Origin of the sequence: Aquimarina sp. TRL1 (assembly GCF_013365535.1) — a bacterium.
Lineage (GTDB): Bacteria > Bacteroidota > Bacteroidia > Flavobacteriales > Flavobacteriaceae > Aquimarina > Aquimarina hainanensis.
The window spans coordinates 5,102,972-5,123,465 of sequence record NZ_CP053590.1; the positions used below are offsets into that span (position 1 = coordinate 5,102,972).

The 20,494-nt window shown below is 38.9% G+C and carries 10 protein-coding genes; all 10 read right to left on the reverse strand.

Going from position 1 to position 20,494, the window contains the following annotated elements:
• Positions 1-113 precede the first annotated feature (113 nt).
• Positions 114-1,277 carry a DUF2891 domain-containing protein gene (locus tag HN014_RS21070; protein WP_176030801.1) on the reverse strand — a complete coding sequence of 388 codons (1,164 nt, stop codon included), beginning with the start codon at positions 1,275-1,277 and terminating at the stop codon, positions 114-116.
• A gap of 106 nt (positions 1,278-1,383) precedes the next feature.
• The gene (locus HN014_RS21075; protein WP_176030802.1) at positions 1,384-2,748 is read right to left on the reverse strand and encodes an ATP-binding protein; all 1,365 of its coding nucleotides are present in this window, start codon (positions 2,746-2,748) and stop codon (positions 1,384-1,386) included.
• A gap of 50 nt (positions 2,749-2,798) precedes the next feature.
• On the reverse strand, positions 2,799-3,617 hold the full coding sequence (locus tag HN014_RS21080; RefSeq protein WP_176030803.1) for a peptidoglycan-binding protein: 819 nt from the start codon (positions 3,615-3,617) through the stop codon (positions 2,799-2,801).
• A gap of 297 nt (positions 3,618-3,914) precedes the next feature.
• Positions 3,915-4,730 carry a hypothetical protein gene (locus HN014_RS21085; RefSeq protein WP_176030804.1) on the reverse strand — a complete coding sequence of 272 codons (816 nt, stop codon included), beginning with the start codon at positions 4,728-4,730 and terminating at the stop codon, positions 3,915-3,917.
• A gap of 61 nt (positions 4,731-4,791) precedes the next feature.
• Positions 4,792-8,901, reverse strand: coding sequence for a DUF4157 domain-containing protein (locus tag HN014_RS21090; RefSeq protein ID WP_217704352.1), 4,110 nt, complete (start codon positions 8,899-8,901; stop codon positions 4,792-4,794).
• Between the two features lie 144 nt (positions 8,902-9,045).
• Entirely contained in the window at positions 9,046-9,498 is a 453-nt protein-coding gene (locus tag HN014_RS21095; RefSeq protein ID WP_176030805.1) for a hypothetical protein, read from the reverse strand.
• Entirely contained in the window at positions 9,471-10,964 is a 1,494-nt protein-coding gene (locus tag HN014_RS21100) for a DUF4157 domain-containing protein (protein WP_176030806.1), read from the reverse strand. Before HN014_RS21100 ends, HN014_RS21095 begins: the two co-directional genes overlap by 28 nt.
• Before the next feature lie 107 nt (positions 10,965-11,071).
• Entirely contained in the window at positions 11,072-12,898 is a 1,827-nt protein-coding gene (locus HN014_RS21105) for a contractile injection system tape measure protein (RefSeq protein ID WP_176030807.1), read from the reverse strand.
• Positions 12,895-17,667, reverse strand: coding sequence for a DUF4402 domain-containing protein (locus HN014_RS21110; protein ID WP_176030808.1), 4,773 nt, complete (start codon positions 17,665-17,667; stop codon positions 12,895-12,897). The genes HN014_RS21105 and HN014_RS21110 overlap by 4 nt, the downstream gene beginning before the upstream one ends.
• A 14-nt stretch (positions 17,668-17,681) precedes the next feature.
• A complete protein-coding gene (locus tag HN014_RS21115) occupies positions 17,682-20,480 on the reverse strand; it encodes a hypothetical protein (RefSeq protein ID WP_176030809.1) in 2,799 nt (932 codons plus the stop codon).
• Positions 20,481-20,494: the final 14 nt, after the last annotated feature.

Here is a 20,494-nt window from a genome sequence, read left to right on the forward strand (position 1 = left end):
CTACTATCCATGATAGTAGTATCCATACTGTCATAGATTGGTATCAAGTGTTTTTATCTCCCTGAGCAGAAGTAATACTTCCTCTTTTGCTAAAACCTTCTGTTGATTAATCCTTATTCTGTAGCTTTAGCGGTATTTGAAGCCCCCAATGCATAGATAGCAAATGAGCCTAACCAATGCCCTCCTTCATAACTATCCCCTACCAGATTCGGCAAGGAATACGAGACATGTTGATTAGCGATTTTTATAAGGTGCGTATAATCTTCCGGATATTGGTCTGCCAACCCATATAGTACCCAGGCTCTGCTAAAATTAAGCCCATCCAGATGTACTAGTTTCCCATCGTTTCTATCTGATACTTCTCCGGTTTCTAATCGAAAGCTTTTTGCTTGCAAATCGGGAATAAATGAACCAATCCATTTTTCGAATTCCTCTTTATTCAACACCCTGCGCATGATATCAATTTCTTCCAGACAGGGGGATAAAAAGTCGTACCCTCCTGGTTCCCAACTCAAGGGACATCCCTGATCGTTTTTATAAAACTCAATGGCTTTTGTCCGGATACTATTTATAAGTGCTTTATGATTTACGGCTATTGCATAATCCCAGGCAAAAGAAAGCCCAAAAGCTGTATTTGGGTGCTCTCCTACTCGGATTGCATATCTGAGCTTAGGCAAAAAATCAATATAGCGCTGCGCGATTAAGTCTGTCAGTGGCTGGAGATTCTCTTCCAGTGTTCTGGCCAAAGGATCCTCCCAGGTATGAAGTTCCTCTGCTAATTTAAGCAACCATGCCCACCCATATGTTCTTTCGTAAGAAGTATTGTGTTTTCCGTGAAAATACGCAACCTCTGCGGCTATATGTTCTCTTGTAATAGTTGTCGCCAATAGCTTTCTGGCTTCTTCGCTTTTGGCTATCTGTGGAAATTCTTTCAAGATTTTTATCAGAGACCAATGGCCATGAACAGAAGAATGCCAATCAAAACATCCGTAAAAAGCAGGATGTAATACAGAAGGTTCCTGAATGTCCTTCTTACCTCCTATAACTTGATTTAATTTATTCGGATATTCTGTCTGGATACATGCCAGTGGTAGTGCTATAAGTTTACTTGCCTGTTCCTGTGTTAGTTTTAATGCTTCTGCTGGGGGTTCCGGTTTTTTTTGATCTTTTAGCGGATCTTTGGAAACTTCTGTTGTATCAGTCGTAGTTGTAGTTTCACTTTTCTGGTTACACCCTATAATAAAAAGGGAACAGAGTAAAAAAAGAAAGTGTTTCATTATCAGGTATTTTAAAAATATGTGTATTCAATATTTTTAAAAGTATTGATTTGTATGAAGTAACTTCCGATTTTGTTAATAACATAAAAGAATAGTTCATAAACTCTTAAATACTTATCATTTTTCCTTCTTTCAAATATTCTTTTTTGATTCCTTCCAGCATAGTTTTTAATGAAATTTCCCGCTTATCCATCGCAATTGTTTTGAGACATACATACTGTATAATATTGACAATATTGGCTCCTGTAACTTCGTATTTTTTTGCAATCTCCTGGAGGGAGCAGTCCGATTCAAAAGTAACCTGTACCGGAATGTTTTTCTTCCATAGTGTATAACGTTCTTTATATCCTGGATTTTCAAACTCTACAATAGATTGAAACCGGCGGGTAAAAGCGGTGTCTATATTATTTTTGAAATTAGAAGCCAGAATAACGAGTCCCGGATGGGCTTCGATACGTTGTAACAGATAGGAAACTTCTTGATTTGCATACTTGTCATGTGCATCTCTTACATTAGTTCTTTTTCCAAAAATAGCATCTGCCTCATCAAAAAATAAAATCCAGGATTTGTTTTTAGCTTTGTCAAAAAGTCTGGACAAGTTCTTTTCGGTTTCTCCTATATATTTAGACACAACCATAGACAGGTCAATTCGGTATACTGGTTTTTTTGTGTACTTCCCTAATAAAGTAGCAGTTAATGTCTTCCCTGTACCCGGAGGACCAGAAAACAAAATTCGATACCCTGGTTTTATGGATCGCTTCATTCCCCATTCATTCAATAATGTATGATGATATCGCAACCATATTTCGATCTCTTTTACCTGTGTCAATGTTTTTGGGCTCAATACCAGGTCTTCCCATTCTAGTGTAGTATCAATCTTCTCTGCCGGGAATTCTTTTCCTGTTTTGGGTTGATAGCTTCTGTTAGTCGTCAATAATACGAGGAACTCTTCTTCTATAATGATTTTTCCACTCATTACGGGTTCTCCTGCCGGTACAGTCTCCAGATACAGTACCCCTTCCTGAGCAAAAAAATGATCTGGAGAGAAGTATGCACTCACCAGAATTCGCCCCTCAATTTCTTTACCTGCCAGTAGAAACTGTACCGTTTCTCCCGTAGGAAGAATTCCCCGATGATTTTTCCCTTTTACCCCTCCTAAATCCGGTAATTCTCCTCCTGAGGGAAAAAAGTCACTGATAATATTGTGTATAAACCCTGGAGAGACATGAGGAACCAATCCTATTAATAAAACAATAATTTCTGCTGTTGGGAGTTCTTTGTCGGCAATCCAGGAAAGTAACGGATCCCTGGTATGTTCCCCCGGATTCCATATAGGATACCCTGCTACTGAGCCTGAAAATTCTTTTTGCAATCGATAATTAATTATTTCTTTCAGAAAGGAAAGTGCATATTCCCAGCCGCTATGGGTTGTTACCCTGGTTTGTATAGATTTTGATTTATGAGTGCTCATGAAATGAGGTATTAACGCTTCGGGAATACCCCTAAAGCCAAAAGTTTATTTTAAATAAAAGTATCCAATGAAAACACATCTAATCTCGACTTTTGCAGATTTCTTGTTCTCTTCATCACTGCAATTCCATTTCTGGAGCCTTGATAGTTTGTATTTCCTTCAATTGTTTCCAGTACTGCTCCTTTGCAACTCACAATAATACCTGTATGTATCCAGTCATATTTTGATCGCTGTAAGAGAAAGAGATCTCCTGGTTTCACTAAATCCGGATCCTTCCGGAGGGTTTGATAGCGATAAAGAACCCCTTTTTGCAAACCTGTATTACCAACCGTATCACAACTATACGTCAACGGCATCATCGTTCTAAAATCTTTCCCTAGATGACTCCATACCTGATCTATTATAGTCTGCACAAATCCCATACACCAATACCAGAGATTACCTTCATTACCATCCATATAACTTCGTACCCATGGTCCGCTATTGGACTCTTTGCGAATCTCTAATTCGAATGGGTAATTCATCAGATGATTATTTGCTGCTTCAATAAGTAGTCCTCTAACGGTATCTTCAAATAACGGTTTTTCGAAAGCTTCCTTGAGATTTAATGTCAATACATTAAACGTATGCTGATCGACATACCCGTTTTCTTCCATTTGATGTACCTGCTGAAAATTTTTAACTGCTTTTTCTGTTGCAGGACCAAAATCCCCATCAATAGCTGTGGCTGTTCCACTATTGGGGTTCCAAATAGAAAATAACGTCAGCCAGGATTGGATTTTCATCACTTCTTTATAATAATTATCCGATCCATTCCTTCGTTGTACGGATCGTAGTAATAATTCTTTTTTATACGCTTCTTTTTTCATGCTGACCAAGCTATTCTTTTTTAAAATTAATTGTAATTCTCGAGATTATCCGGAGGTAAAAAACGGTTAAAAAAGGGGTAAATACCTGTTTTTTGAAAAAACAGTAAACCACCTCGGAATACGCCTCAACGAATATACTTATGGATGATCAAGTACATTCTCTATACCTGTTCGGAACAAATTACCCCGCCCTGAACATCCTATACCGCGTTCGGAACAACCTGATATACCTCTTCAACGGCTACTAGCTTGTGCGAACCCCTCTTATATAAATCTTCAATAATACATAGGCTAATTTCAATACAAAATAGTTCCTCTTAGTACTTCGGTATCTTTGCTCTTAAAATCCTGAGGAATGCTATTTTTAGAAACATCTACTAACTGAAATGAGGTGTTTTTTAGATATCCTAACATATGATTCATCCCAGCTTCTTTGATAAAGTTCCGTTTTAGAATTATTGTTTCCGGCAGGGATGTCATCGTATCAAATAAGGTGGTTATAAAACCATCTGCTAGGATATTTGATGATAAATTCAGGGATTGAACCCCTTCAAAAATTGACGCTTGTTCTAAGAGGGAATAATCTGAATCTGATATTCCGAGTTTTATTAGTTCTAAGTGTTTTAAATTAGGAAAAGAACAGGAATACAATAATGCTCTTAGCGCTGGATTCAGTACCACATTTTGAATACGCAATGAATGAATATTTTTTAAAACCGATGAGTTTTTAAGTGCCAGTATTCCGCTTTTATTAAGAGTACTATCGTGAATTGTCAGCATATTGAGGTTTTCCAGATTCTCATTATGGGCAATTTTAATCAAATGTTCATTCCCTTTACTTTCTCTTTTATAAATAGAAACATGTTTGATCAACCGGGAAAACATTCCTTCACATTTCTGATCCAACACATATTTTGAATTAGAGTGCATTGATAAAACTGCTTCGTCCCAATGATCGATCTCTTTGCAGGTAATCTCAAAAAATATCTTTTCCTGTTCTGAATCTTTTAAAGAATCAAAAAATTCGAATATATAACGCCAACGCCTTGTTATAGGTTGTGCTGAAATCCGTAATAATTCATGGAGCAATGCGAATCGATCCTTAAAATTCATATTTGTTAAAAAATCAGCAGTCCGTAGATCCAGCAGATAATTATATCTATATATTTCCATTCTATTGTTCGTATCGTTCTATAATCTGTACAAAGGTGTTAAATTCTTCTTCGTTTAGGTCTTCCCGTAATAATAACCGCCCCTCTTCATCAGTCATCATCAAACCTGCTTGCTGTAATTCCTGTAATAGTTCACTGTATCGTTCCGGACTAAGCTGTTCTCTCACTTCATACAATCTATCTGACCCTGTTCTATTCCGATCTTGTTCTGGGGTTGGTGGAGTTCTCAGTACCACATCAAATATTTCTTCCTGATCATATCCTTCAATAGTACTAAATTCCGTATGTGCCAGGTCAGCAAATGAAATAAGACGATCGATTCCCGAGGATCTTCCCCAGATTCTCCCTTTATCAATAAAATCAGGTTCATCTTTCTCCGGAGCAAAATTAATTGCCCATTTTGATAACGGTGGAGCTACTAAAAATGCATCTACATCAAAATTATCAGGATTAAACCGCACAAATTGTTTTGATGGACTTTTAAATCCTCTGGCTAAACTCCCGATATAATCAATATCACTAATGCTTCCGCTCAGGTCTACATTCGGGTGTCTTCCTTGTTCCTGTCCTATCCAGGATTCTAATGCTGCTTTGGCAGGAGGCCAGATTCTGGACAACACTCTGTTTACTGCCAAAATAGTAGCTCTCCAGGCTGCTCTCCATAGAACAGTTCCTTCCTGATGAACTCTTTCTATGATTTCTTCAATACTTTCCTGACTTCCGCTTCTGGTTTTATACCATTGTGCTATCTCCTGAACCATTTGATCAATTCTCTCTTCATAGTCTTGCAAAATCCCTTCTTCGAACCGCCTGCGTTCTCCTTCAGGATCTCTGTTATCAATATCTCTAAATCTCTTTTTAAACTCTTTTGTTTCTTCTTTGATCGCAGACATCCATTCGGTTCTTCTTTCTTCTACCTGGAATGTTTGTGTAAACTCTCCAAACCAATCCTGATGATAGGTAGCAATATAGGTATTCCAGCTATCTAATCGGTTATAGGATTGCCTGAAGCGTTCCATAATAGGAGCATCATCGGGAAAACGATGTCCTTCCAGAGGACCATCGGGATCAAATTCTAAATCCCGGTCTCTATTTCCAAAACGTTCTATTACCCTATTATAAAGATCATCGCAAAACTCTGGGGGTAATTCGTGCCTGTCACATCGCTCCAGGTCTTGTTGTTCATCGCCACTTGGGGTAGCTCCTCCTCCACTCAACGAGCAATCTGGAGTAAAAATTGTCAACCTAAAAGTCGTATAACAGCTTTCAGGAATTGCAGTATGGTTATTATAATGACGATACGGATAATTCACGCCATAAATCACTGAGGTGGTATGTCTCTCATTGAACTGACCTGTATCAATAAAAAGTGCTGCATCACTCCCACTGACAATAGTTACGTATTGAATCGCTGGTTCCGGAACTCCTGTAGCTGCATGTGCTTCTGCACTACAATTAGTCAGGTAATCTGTCCATCGGTCATATCCCGGAACAACGGTAAACTCTCCACTAACTGGTGCTGCACTATAGTGATAAAAGTCTCCCCCAGGAATTCCAATCACCTCATCACTACCAAATGGTGGTCCTCCTGTATATCCTTCACAATCCGGAGTATTTCCAGGTTGGGTTCCGCCATGTCCTGGACCTGTTCCTCCTCCTGATATCTTTCTTGCTGTATCTGCAAAATACATTTTCCCATCATATGGAGGTAAGCCTGCTACCCAGGCAAAACAATTTCCTGCCGGATAATCACAGGTACACTCAATATTCGCTGCCATATGCCAAGGCATAATGATCGCCCATTTACCAATCTCTCCTTTTTTATCAGCAGCCCAGTCAAAGGCAGCATCATGTTCTCTACAACCTTCATGGGTATCACAATCCTGAAAATTAGTGTATTCCCAGGTTTCTCCGCTTACCGGGTCCGTATACCTATATGTGCTATGTGAGGTACAAGTTTCACAATCAGGACCACATGCCCCTCTACATTCTGCTCCACTGGCTCTTCCTGGCGGCGCCTTTTCATAGACTTCCAACGGTCCTGTCAATCTACTTCCCGGTCCATAACTTCCGGTATCACTCCATACACCTCCATTCTGTGACGGCAATAGATGTAAGGCTTCTAACAACTTGCATAACTTATCTTTTATCGGACAATCATCTGAAAATCCTTTTCTACTCAAAATAAGATCAAATTGATCAAAAGGAAAGCGCCCCAAACTTGCTGATGCATATGCATAAGCACTTGAACTAGGACCAATTACTATTCCTGCTGCAATATTAAAGAATGCTCCGATATCTCCATGCCATGCAAGAGGTTCCCAATACAATCTACAGAAATTCTCTCCTAAAATATTCATCTGCCCATAGGCACCTAAAAACAAATCTCCTGCTAATCCCAAATTGAGCTGCTCAAAGGCTCCTGCGATAAAGGAACCTCCGCTATAACCTATGTTACCCCCGATTTCTATTTCTCCAATGCCTATAGCTCTTCCTAATCCTGCAATTCCCCCTTCTAATCCTATAAGAGGGATCTCTATAGGAACGGGGACTCCTCCTACTACAATAACTCCTATATAAGACAACTCTCCTAATAGACCAGCTCTTGCTTCTGCCCCTACCGATACTGCGGCTGTGGCACTTACACTTCCCCTGGCAGTATAATTTCCACTAAGCGGATTAATCACTAATTGTGCTCCTTCTAGGCAGAAAGGTCCTAATTGTAAGTTCATTGCCGGATCAAACACCCCTTTTACCCCTATTTCCCCTGTCAGTACTCCCGGACCAATTGGAATTCCAAAAATCGGAACTTTTGCTTCTCCTTCCTGTGCGTCAATATCTATATCAAAATCTTCTGCTTCAATCGGGCAAATCTTGGGAAAAGTGATGATCAAGCCTCCAGATGTAATCATAATAACTCCTCCCAGAGATTCTACTAATCGACGCGCTACTTCTCCAGCTGATGAATATAACCAATCCAATCCGGCATATAAATAGTCCATTCCGGTATAAGCATACTCTGTAACAGTCTCATACGCCTCCAACACATCATCATTGATCCCCAGTGTTTCTCCTACTTCATATATTCCATCTGCAACTGCATCTACTGTATCATCATACAAACCGGATACTGTATCCAAACCATCCTCTACGAAATCAGGCACCCCAAATTCCGGTAATTCGAATCGCTGAATAGTATCAGCACTACTTGCTCCCTGCTGTATTGTATGCGTTAATTCATGCGCTAGTAAATGTTTTCCACTGGTCGTATCTGGATTATATTTCCCTTCATTAAAATAGATGTCATTACCATTGGTAAAAGCCTGTGCTCCTAATTCCTTATTCATTTCTATAGCAGTACTATCTGTATGAATATTAACATTACTGAAATCAGCTCCAAAGCCTGACTCCATCTCCTCTTGTGTTTTTTTATCCAGTTTACCTCCCTTCCCCTTTGTATTATTCAGGCGGGATTCCAGACTATTTTCGGATTGAAGTGCTCCCAATGCATTGCTAACAATAACATTCGGGTCCGTGGTGACCAACTCCTGCCGCTGGACAGGTGCTTTTTCCTCACAATCACATTTCTTCTGAATAGGTATTAGTTTCTGACTTTCTATCTCATAAGATTTATTTGTCTCAACAATATTCGTTTCTTCTTGTTTCTGAACAGTTTCTTCTTTCTCACAGGCTTCACATTTTTTTTGAATAAGTGCTTCTTCCTCTTCTCCTTTATTTTGAACCACAGGAGGAGGGATGATTTCCTTTTTCTGTACTTGCTCCTGTTCACAAGCTTCACATTTTTCTTGTATGATTTCTTCTTCTGTTTCTTTTAGCTGAATTCCTGTGGTTATAGAAGCAGCCAGGGGTTTTTCCTGTATCTGTTCTTCTCTTGATTGTATCGTTGGTACAGGGCTAAAAAAAGGGGGGCTTTGCTGATTGCTTTTTGCTACTATCTGATCTGCCATGTGATCTGCTTCTACCTCATACTTGTCTCCTGATTTACCTACACTCAATTTGGGTTGGATAAACGGTGTTTCTTTTTCTCCCAGTACGTGAGTTGGACGCTGGTGTCCTGCTGTTGTGGATGTATGTGAAGTAGCTTTAAACATATATTAAATGTATTAGGCTCACAGGATGAGCATATTATTATGGCATACTGAAGACTAAACCATTCCCTCTATAATTGGGGTTTTCATCCTTCGAGACTTGTTGTGTTCATTTTCTCTATAACGCTTCATATATTCATAGTTTAGTCATTTATTTACTGCTTTCTGTTTCCAATAACTGGTATAAAAATCAACTGCTTTGACAAGGGGGACTACGATCCCTTTCTTAGCTATTTCCTGCTGATATGCATGACTATCAGTAAAATACTCTATCTTTTTTTCGGGGTAATCTATCACATACCATGCTTTTGTCATTTTACTATCCAGGTATACACTCGATACATATCCTACCAGTATAGAATCTGTTATTCCAACTGCTTCTACATGCATTCTTTTCACTCCTTTTTTAAAAGAGTTGACAGCCAGAAACCAACTGTCTTCATCCGCAGATATTAACTCTATAGGTTCTAATAAAGGAACCCTGTAGAGATCGTTTATCTTTCTGGTATCATAAAAATGATTGGTATTGGTTTGCTTATTCATACAACTACTTAGTATTAGGGTTGTTAGTATTATTCGTTTGAAAATGTTTCTGTCCATTCTGCACGTGTTTGTAGGTTAAGGTTTCCTCCTGCTAATGTATGATAGAGGAATCCTGTAACTTCTGAAATATTATTATAGGCTTCTGAGCGACCTTCTGAAGGACTGAGGTCTAATCTATCATTGAGGTGATAGGTTATTCGTACAGCTCCATCCGGACTTACTTCTGCCCAGTAACGAACTGTCGCATTCCTAAGTGCCCAGGTGAGTTCATTTCCTGCAACTTGCCAGGTTTCGCGATGTAGTAACGGATTATCATCTCCCGTACTGGACCAACTCTCATTACTGGAAGTCCAACGGTTTCCTCCAAACCCTACAAGTTCTCTACCTGTGATATAAAATGCTGTTTCTCCATATCGTTCATCTTGTCGCACTGCCTGTAAAATTTCCTGTTGCGTAGCTAACATATCAGGGTCTGTTCTTATTTTTTCCAAAATCTGTCCCCGCAGGTTTACAACATTGTAGTTTAGTAGTGACATTGCTCCCAATTCAGGTAAACTGTTAGCTGTTGCCATAGAGAGCTCCTGCTCTGGAATGACTCCTTGAGTTTCATCTCCAAAAGTCCATCCGGTGGCTCCTCTTACTTCGGGATAGCTATTAAAGGAATCGAAATCACTGATTCTTTGATTTGCATCATTGGCAACCTGATCAAAATCGACTAATTCCTGACTGACATATCCCGTCTTTCGTTCCCCATTGAACATAAAACTTACATACAGCCAATTTCCCACATTTGATTTCACCTCTACTTTTGTTCCTCTTGGAATGTTCATTATAAAGTCTGTATGTCTTGGTTGTCCCCGCAAAGAAGCGCTCCATGTATTAGCAATAATCCCAGACCAGGGATACGTATCCTGCATATGTCGCTGAACCTTCTGTTGTACCATTCCTTTTTGTTGGAGGGTATGGGTTAGTTCGTGTGCCAGCAGATGCTTTCCTTTTTTAGTTTCTGGATTGTAGTTCCCCGTATTAAAATAGATATCATTGCCATGTGTAAATGCTTGCGCCCCGATCTCCTGATTCATTTGAGCAGCTTTGTTATCTGTATGAATTTGTACCTGACTAAAATCTGCTCCAAAACCAGCTTCCATTTCTGATCGTGTCTTATTCTCTAATTTTTGTCCTCCCATTCCCTTATTTAAACGGCTTTCCAAACCGGGAGTCCCTTGTGATGGCTGATCTGATTTTGCCTGGATCTCCTGTTCTTCTTCTTTCCGTTGTATCGCTGCTTCCTCCTCACAGTCGGTACATTTTGCCTGAACTGTTTCCTCCTCTACCGGCATTTCTTTTTTCTGTACCACGGCTGGCTCCGAAGATTTATTGACAATGGTATCTGCCATTTGATCAGCTTCTACTTCATAAGCATCTCCAGGAGTTCCTATAGTCAACTTAGGTTGTATTTTAGGTCCTATAAAAGGAGTATTGCTTCCTTTTTTGTTTTTTTTATGTTGTTTTAGAAATCTCATCGCTTATTATTTTACTCACTAAGTGAGATGTAAATGCTCCGATACTTGTTTCGAAATATTTTTCAGTAGTTTCCTTAGAATGCCTAGTGAACCTGTCCCTAATTTGTTTACCATTCCACAAAAATTAACTTATCAATCCACGGAAGCCTGATGATTGAACGGTTCCACGGTAACTTGTCTAATAAAATATCCTGCGCTTTTCTCTCTACTATCAGTCTGTATTTATCACTGGTATCTAGTATCAATTTTCCATTTCGTTGAATAAATCCTTCTCTTAATCCATCTACAGAAGTGCTTTTCAATACCCCCCAATGCGAAATCACACTTTTGATTAGCGCATCGGCTTCTCTTTTCATTTCCTCCGGAATCACTAATTCCCTTTTGATAGGAGTGTTCACACAGAAACCACATAAAAACTTAGCCAGTAGCATCTCACTTTCCAAAACCTGTTCTTTTCCGGTGGCTAGGTAATGTAACAGATGTACTGCCAGACTTTTTTCTTTATCAGCTATCACAGGGGCTTTCTCATGAATGATGCCCGTAGCTCTGAAAAGAGATTCTATAAATGGGTGTACTAATACCAACCCTGCTGTAGCTGTATACCATACCACATCCGTAACTGTATTATCCGGTTGAGAAGGAAATTCACTCCTAATTTCCGACCTGTTTTTCTCCTGCAACATATTCCTCTTCTTCGTTTGTCTTACTACAACCTCTGGAACATGAGAAACTGTTATCTTCCTGATAGAAGTAGTTTCTAACTCAAATTGTTTTTGCAGCTTGTTTTGGTAGCTGCTTTCTATAGCCGTTATTTCTTCTTCTATTCTTTTAACAACATTGTGTTCTCTAAATAATGTTGTTACAATTTCCTTGATTTCTGATAGGGTACATGGTTCGTTTCTACTTGACAAAAAGTGATGTATTTGTGAGATATCCTTAAGAGGGAAACAAGACAATATTACTTCTTCCGCTACAGCTGATGTAGCTGTATTATATTTCCTTATTCCGATAAATACTTTCGTTACCTTTTGTTTATACTCCTTTATGATATTACTGGCAATATCCTTTCTTATAGAAGTAGTTACAGAGGAACCTTCTAATTGTTTTTTTATTTTGGTGAAGAGTTCGCTCTTAGTTAAATGTATTACTTTCCCCTCTCCCAAAGCATTCACAACTTCCTGAAGTAATGCTTCTTTACCTGCTTTCTTCTTGTGCCAAAACACCTGATAGCGTTCCCAAAAGCGTTTTAAAGGAGATCCTGATGCTGTCTCATAAAGATGTTCTGCCAATAATGCCTCTATAAAATCTTTTTGCCATTGAGTTGTTACAAAGGTGTTTTTTATCGCTGAATAAAACGTGGTTGTCAACTGAGGAGAAAGTTGTAACACTCCGGATAGCAGCTTCCATTTTTCCTGTATTGAAAGTTGATAATCCAGTCGTTTTCTCACAATATCGTCTTTCATCATTTGCTTTAGAATGTGCGCATCTTTTACTGAGAATCGCATAGCTGTCCAATATTTCTGATTCAGGAATTCCCCTTTTTCAGAATGGTCCCACCAGGGAGTCCTTCCTGTTTTTAAAAAGAAAAACAAAGCATCTTTTTTTGTGTCTTTTATAGAAATCTCAAGCTTTCTTTTTTCTTGTATGCCTTCATTTTTCATTGTTTGTAATCGTTGTCCTAATGCTTTTACAAGCTGCAACTGGCACTGCATAGTATCCCGAATTGCTACCTTTTCGAGTACTAGTTGTACTGTATCAAATCTCATAACTCCCTTGACAGTGCTCCCCATACTATCCAAATAAGTCTGTACTGCCGGAATTAGCTGCTCTTTGACCAATACATCGACTTCCTTCTGAAGCACATATGCTCTGGATGCCTCTGATGTGGTTACCTCTACAACTAATTTCTGTATGATATGAGTCGATGGATTCATTCTTTTCCTTTTAGTATATCCAGTACTTTCTTCATTGTCACACGACTTGTAATTGCCTTGGAAAAGGTGTCCATTTTAATGGTTCCCGATGGTCTGAATACAGGATTCGCTCTCAACGCAGTCATAGGTGTATTGGTAGAAATAATGTCTAATTTTCGCAATAATGCAGCTATCGTATTTTCGACCTCTTTAAGGTCTACATCTGCACATTGAGTAACCATAGTAGCTAATCTGTACAGCAGCTCCATAGCGGATTTAAAAAAGTTTTTATCCTGTGTTGTTTTTATCGTATCGGTTGTCCAGTCTCCATCTGCCGCCAAAAAGGTATTAAATCGATCTATAGCTGTAGTACTATTGACTGGTTCATAGAGGTTCTGATTTTCTTCTCTGGAAAAAAATGCATACTCTTCTACAATGCGATTCACCAATTGTTTCAATATCGGATTGGTACTGGTCAACTGTCCGTCTTTTACCATTTTTTGAAGAAGCTGATGCATTAGCCGCACCATCCCGAATTGGTTTTCTTCACAACTTATTTTATGTATATCGATCACTTCTGTAATTACCTGATCACACTCTACATTTGTTCCTGCACTACTTCCTACAGTTAGAGTGAGTTCTACAAAAGCTGCAGGAATTTCTTCTCTACTCCAGCTAACCACATGATTCCTAATCACTAAACCACTAGCGTCCAACACATTGTTGTTTCCATCTCTTAAAACGATATCCCAGTGATATGTCCAGTTTGCCTCTGGAGGTGTAGTTGCAGCGATGACAAAACTGGCTGCATTAGCCGTATAAAAAACAGTTGCATCTGGTATCGAATGCACTGTCACGAATACTCCTGAGGGATTTCCATCTACTGTAAAATTAACAGTTCCAGTACTGGCTGTTGAAGGTACAAAGCCTTGTTGACCGTTTCGGGTTACAACGCCTTCCCCATCAATAGTGACCGTACTCCCATCTGGAGTGATGGTAAACGGATAGAACCGCTTATCGTCCTCACAGAAATCTTCTTCTGATAATGAGATTACTACTGAATCTTCTCTAAGTACCTGCACAGGAATTTTGACATTGAGAAGAGGGGCTATTATACAAGGGACTCCTGTTACCTCCAGATCGACAGCCAGACTTATCTGACTGGCAGTTTGGGTTTCTAATCCTGTAAATGTATGAGTAATCTGTTTCCCTTTTTTCGGATTAGCGGTTCCTACATTCCAGGAATATTCAAATAAATCCTCATTAAAATCATTATTATTACTGATACCGAGATCTACTGTTACTTCTGTATCTCCTTGTTGTACTACCAGTGGGTTGGGTGAAAACTTTATACCAACTTCTGGTTTCTTCCGTACGGTTAATTTTGCACTTACAGTTTCTCCTGCTACTGTAAAACCGATTTCCTGATCAAAGGCTATAAAATTAGATGGATGAATTAAGATATCCGTCCCATCTATAGTGATCTCTGTGATCGGATCTGCTATAGCAATGGTTGCTTCTGCCGGACTAGGGATTGTTCCTATTACACGAGGTTCAGAGGTGCTTGTGTCTAAACATATTTCGGTTTCCAAAAGTGTTAAATCTACTGCTATAGGCCCCTCAAAATTGATCTGAGTACTTGCTTCCATCGTACAGATCCCATTCGTCATTTCCAGATGAGTGGTCATGCTATTCGATTCATTAACCGGAAGCGAAAACTCTTTGGTTAATACTCCATCTGAATTAGGTGATTCAGTACTACTCTCTTCATTTCCAAAGGTCCATCTATAGGCAATCGTCTCTCCTAACTGATCTCCGGAAAGAGTATAGATAACTCTTGCCCGGCTTCTTATTTCATCTAAATATTGTACGGTATGTGATAATCCTATGGCTGGTTTCTTATATACTTTTATCACACAATCAGTTACCTGATCATTCACGGTAAACGTAATTTCTTTTCCATATAAACCAGGGCTTACCAAAGTCGGATCAAAAACAAACTTAGCATCATCATTTCTTCGTACACCTCCATTCTCCCCCAAAGATACTACTGCTTTGACAATACCTTCAGTAGGTTGTACTTCGAATAAAAGAGGTTGAGTATCTTCATCAAGGCATACATGTGCTGCCGGTAATCTCAGGGATACAGGAGGAGCCGGAACAATAAAGTTAACAGGGCTGCAGTCACTACAGCACAGATAAGGCAATGAAAAATCTGCCACGACTGTATTTGCTGCAATATCATAATAAGGAGCTATGGTAACATCCTCTATACGTCCTACTATATTGTGTAGTGTTCTTGCTACCTCTTCTTTTGTCAATGCATTATTAGACAAGGTATTGATACGAGTCACCATTTCTTCTACTTCTCTAGCTACACTGGCTTTTGTTCGGGTTTCTTCTGCCCGCAATAATGGTCTCGGATATTTTTTTCTCTTTTCTTTTCCTTTATACACTAATACAAATGTTCCTCCTGGCACTACACCTCCGGTATGTTCTAAACCGGGATGTCTTTCGATAAACTTAGCGAGTGACTTGCTTTCTAATATTTTAAGTTTTCGTTTTTCTATTTCTTTTCTTAGCACATTAATCTTTTCTGCAGCACAACAGTTAAGCGTCAACTGATCCAGCAATAATGTTACTCTTGATTCATACCCTTTTCGTTTGTAAACAGTATTCTTTTTGTGTAATGCTGTATGTAATCTTTTTTGGTAGTTTTCTACCAAATCACATAATTCTTTGGTCGCTTTTGCAAACTGACGGAGCCTGCTTTCACTGATTTCCGAAACATCGGTAGGAATGGCTTTTTCTACTGCATCAACATATACAATTAGTCGATATGGGTATACAATGGATACTGCCTTTGTATCCTCATCTAATTGCTGAATCTCTGCCATATTTTTTACTTTGTCATCAATTGCTTTGACAATAGTTTCTGCTTCTCTGTCAGGATGCTTCTTTATCGCTTCTTTAATCATACTTCCTAATACTGTTTCTGAAGTATTCAAAGCATTTTCTACAATACGCAAAGGAGTATAGACCTTTCTTTTATACACATTCCCAAGGGTCTTTTTTTCTAATTGATTTCCCAGGTGACTGTTTCGGGATATGGTTTCCGATGCTTCTATAACCGGAGATACTGTTTCTGCTGCTACCGTCTCAGAGGCAATTCCTGCTGCCATATAATGTGTATTTTTCCAGGGAGGTCTGTTCTGAAAACTCGAAAAGAAAAGGGCAATATCTTTATACAAACACTCTTGCTCCTTTAACCAGGCTTGAAGGATCACATTTAGGTCTTCAAAATGGCATTTAAAATCTGTTATATCCATCCCCTCCAGAGTTTCATCAATACTCAATACCTTAATATCAAATGCCAAACCTTTTTGAACTTTCAGGTCGGTTATTTCTCGTAGTGCTGATGCATAATCTTTTCCCAAATGACCTTCGATTCTATAAAAGTTATGTTTCTCCAGAGTATAATCCAGAGGGTTGCGTATCTTATCCAAAGAGGATAAAAATTGAGGGTAATAGGCTAGATTATATCCTTCTTTGAACTGACGGGTTTTGTTATAATCCCAATATTTGATCAGTTCTTTCGTCGTTTGGTAGTAATAAGGAATGGCACGTTCTCCCAAAGCACTATTGCCGATGCTGGATGGCGTAATTTTTATCTGCTCTACACTATGCATCATATAGGCTTTCATCATTTGATGAATTCTATTAAGTAAGCTTTTTAGTTGTTGTAATCGATGTACCCCATCTGGTATTATCGCTGCCGGATAGAACGAATGCCGATACAGGGAGTAGGCTTTTTCCTGTACGAGTTCACCTAAGACGATATGCTTAGGAAATGCCGTTTCGGCTGTACAGCATCCTAGTCTCAAATCGAATAATTGCTGCTTAATTTCTTCATAGGTCATCTCCAAATCTCTAAGTAAATCATAACGATATTGAATATCGAGTGGTAATTGCTTATACGAGAAGGTATACAGATGGGTAAACGCTGTCTCTATTTCATTTTTTTTGGTTACGACATCTTCTATTTGCAGCAGTGCATCAAAATCTGTGAACAGGCTTTTTATTCCATTTCTCAATGCGGATAAAGTTGCTGGTGCTTCATTCATTACCCGGGCATATGCTGCAACCAGCTGACTGTATTTTTTCGTGTTTAATTGACTGAGAATAACTCTTTTTACAGCTGCTTCCGGGAGGTTTAGAAATTGCTCCATCGTATGGTGTTTCGAAAAAACAGTATCTGCTGCGTGCAAGGCATTCACTTCTTCCGGATTGAGTAGCAGTATCCGAATATTGGCAATATGTTCTTCTCCCTGTGTATCACAATTTGTGGAAGTACAAGGCGTTTCTTCTTTTTTGTAATTTTCCAGGTATAACACCACTACTTTCCGTTCCAAATCTTCTAATGTACTAAGTGGCTGCAACTCTTCGGAAGAAGGTACTATTTCAATCAGGTTATCGATTCCCGAAAAACGTTCGTATGCCGCGTCTCTATCCTCAAAAGATTTAATGTGTGTATAGGTATTACCCATATATCGTATCAAATCCCCATCGGTAGTAACAGCACACCCTGGTGAAATTGTAATAGTTCCGCCCCCCTGATAAGCTACCTTCATTCCACATACAATTCCAACTCCACTTAAACAGACCCTGGTGAGTCTATGTTGATCCTCAAAATAGTCTATGATTGTATTTAACTGTGCTGCTGTTAACACCTGATCATCTACAAATGATCTGTAGGTGGTTGTGATTTCTTCTAATTTTAGTGTTGCCATGACTTCTGCTACTATTAAAGGTTGCCTATATTCGTTCTTCCTAATATGATCTTATTCCCTTTGGTTTCTGTCTCTTCATTATCACAATCGTGTAATCGCCCCGATTGATAAATGGTATGAACGGTATTGATTTGTGTTATCAAATCGTTGAGAGTCGATCGGTAATTTTCTATATCTTTTTTTGCTGTTATTGTATTCGTACAGGAAATTGCTTCTAAAAAAGCCTTATATCGTTCCTGAATATTCAACATATCATTTGCTTCATCAGCGACTAGTTTTGCCGGCTGTCCTATCCAACATATTTTCGCCATGACATGTGCGGGTAGTTCTTCTCTTATAAGCTGTTCTGCAAACTGCCTGAAATCTTTATTCCTAAATCTTCTGGTCCATCCGGGAAACAGAATTGTCACTCTGTATGAGTACGGATCGATCGGACTACAGGCAGTACAGTCAGCATCGATACAAACCGGCATAAAAAGTGTTGCCGGTGCATCAGGAGCTAACGGTTCTTCTGTTTCGAACTGATCAAGATGATAACGATCCGGTCTCAACAGTATGTGTTCTATCATATACATCCCCTCATCTACACTTATTTCTTTTATTAACTCGATCAATGCATCTCTGGCTTCAATAGAAGCTTCTTCTGTTTCTGTAAATGCAATTCTCCTAGCTACAATTCTGTCTTCATCCGTACTATCTGTAACCTCGGGGTTTATCAGATTGAAATAGGTTTTATCCCCTCCTGCTGTTTTTTTAAACTCGAAGTTTTCTTGTTGCTGTGCCAAGTAATATGCCAGAAACAGCTCTTCATATGCCTGATTCAGATGATGATAGTGTTTACTGGATGACAGTAAAACCCCTGTATCATTTTTAATCCGCCACCTATATTCTTTTAGATTATCGGTATCTTTCTCCTCGTATACTTCCAAAAATGCTGTTGTCAGATCTCTTCTTCTATAGTTTTTTATTCCCAATAAACGAGCGATTCGTTTTTGAACTCCAGAGACATTGACCGTATCCCAAATCCCTGTATCCGTAGTAGAAACTTCGGGACAACAATAATTACTTCCCACTCCTCTTTCTCTGCTCAACACCTCATAATCTTGTAGAAAATGAAGCTTGGCACTGAGTATTTCATCATTGGATACCGTATTGTCCCCATACAGCATTTTCATTAGAAATGTATATTCACTAAAACGCTCTGCAAAACGGCTCAGTAAATGATCTAGTAATTCATTTCGCTTTTTATAAAACACCTCTTCGCCTGTTCCTACTCCTTTTACATCTCCCATGATAGCGATCAGTTCTTGTTCATAGGTAGCTGGCGTCTGTAATATGGAATCTCTATCAGCCAAATCCGTTACCGGCTGTGAAAAATACATCTGCTTGGCTGCTACTTTTTCTTCTTCCGAAAATATGGCAGCATCCAGGTACATCGCTTTTAATGTATCATCGATAGAGAGTAATGCTTTTGCTTTGGACAAATGTTTAAAATAATTCGCCAGTACCTGATCAAAAAATAACAGATAGGCCTTTAGCTGATTTGCTTTTGCTTCTCTGGTAACTGTTGCTTTTCCCGGTAATCCGATGGTTGAAATTCCGTAAGTATCTGGAAAGTCATTTTGAAAAGTTGTATAACTATCAGGGGCACTATAGGTTCCTTTGGGAAACGGAATATCTTCTATACTATGTTCTTGTTTTTTTGCTCGTTCTTCTTCCTGAAGCTGTTCTTGATAGTGAGCTACTTTTTCTTCATTAACTCCAATAGGTAATATTCCTTTTGTAAAATTAAACGTGCTTTTATCACAGCGGATCGGTTTATGCCAGGGGGTTATACAAATATTCCATTGATTTTCTCCTGTACTTCCATCGCAATTACTAATAGAGATATCTTTGATAATATGAACCCCTTCTATCTTCATAATCAATTGTACAATATCTGATAGACGTACTTCCCTTCTCAGATCTGCTGCGGCTAATTCCTTACTGTCAATAAATCCTCCTTTGACAGGAGTATTTTCCTTTTCCGGAAGCGGAGTCGGTCCTTCAAAAATTTGATCGGTAGTATACCCTTTATCCAACATTTGCTTCAGGGAATAAAAATCAACTGTTGGGGAAAAATAAGCGTCAATTGCCTGATATATCAATGCTAATACATATTCTTCATCTGCTGTCGGATGAAGATCGATATACGCACAAATAGCTATCGGGTGTGTTTCGATGACAGAGACCTCCACCAAATCTTCGCATAGATTTCTGTTTTGGTGATATATTTTCTTTACGGTATTTATTACCTGATCAGGCTCCTCTACCTCATCTTCCAAATCCAACAGAATGGTATTCAGTCCTTTTAGAATAAACGGATCATGTGTTATTTCAGTTTCTTCAAAAGGAGTGTATGATAAGGAGGCAGGATGTTCATCACAATTTACAAACACCTGTGTTTCACGGGCTGCGATCCAAGCATTTTTAACTCCCGGAATGTATAAAAACAACTTCCGATAATCTAAGGCAGTGATGGGTTTGGAAGGAAGAATATGAATCGCTGATAAAAACTGCTCATGCATGTTTTTCAGGTTATTTTCTTCTGTTGCAACCAAATCCTGTATAGGCATATTTATACGCTGTGACAGGTCTGTTATTGCATAGGCTAACATTTCTAAAATGGTAACCCCAGGATCATGGGCGTTATAATCTGTCCATAGGTCACTCCCCAGTTTCTCGATATACTCTATTCCTGTTTTTTTTAAAAATTCAAAATCCAGGTCATCTCCCGTATGTATCTGTTTTGCTATGGTTGTTGTCGTTTGCATCTTTTTTATTCTTG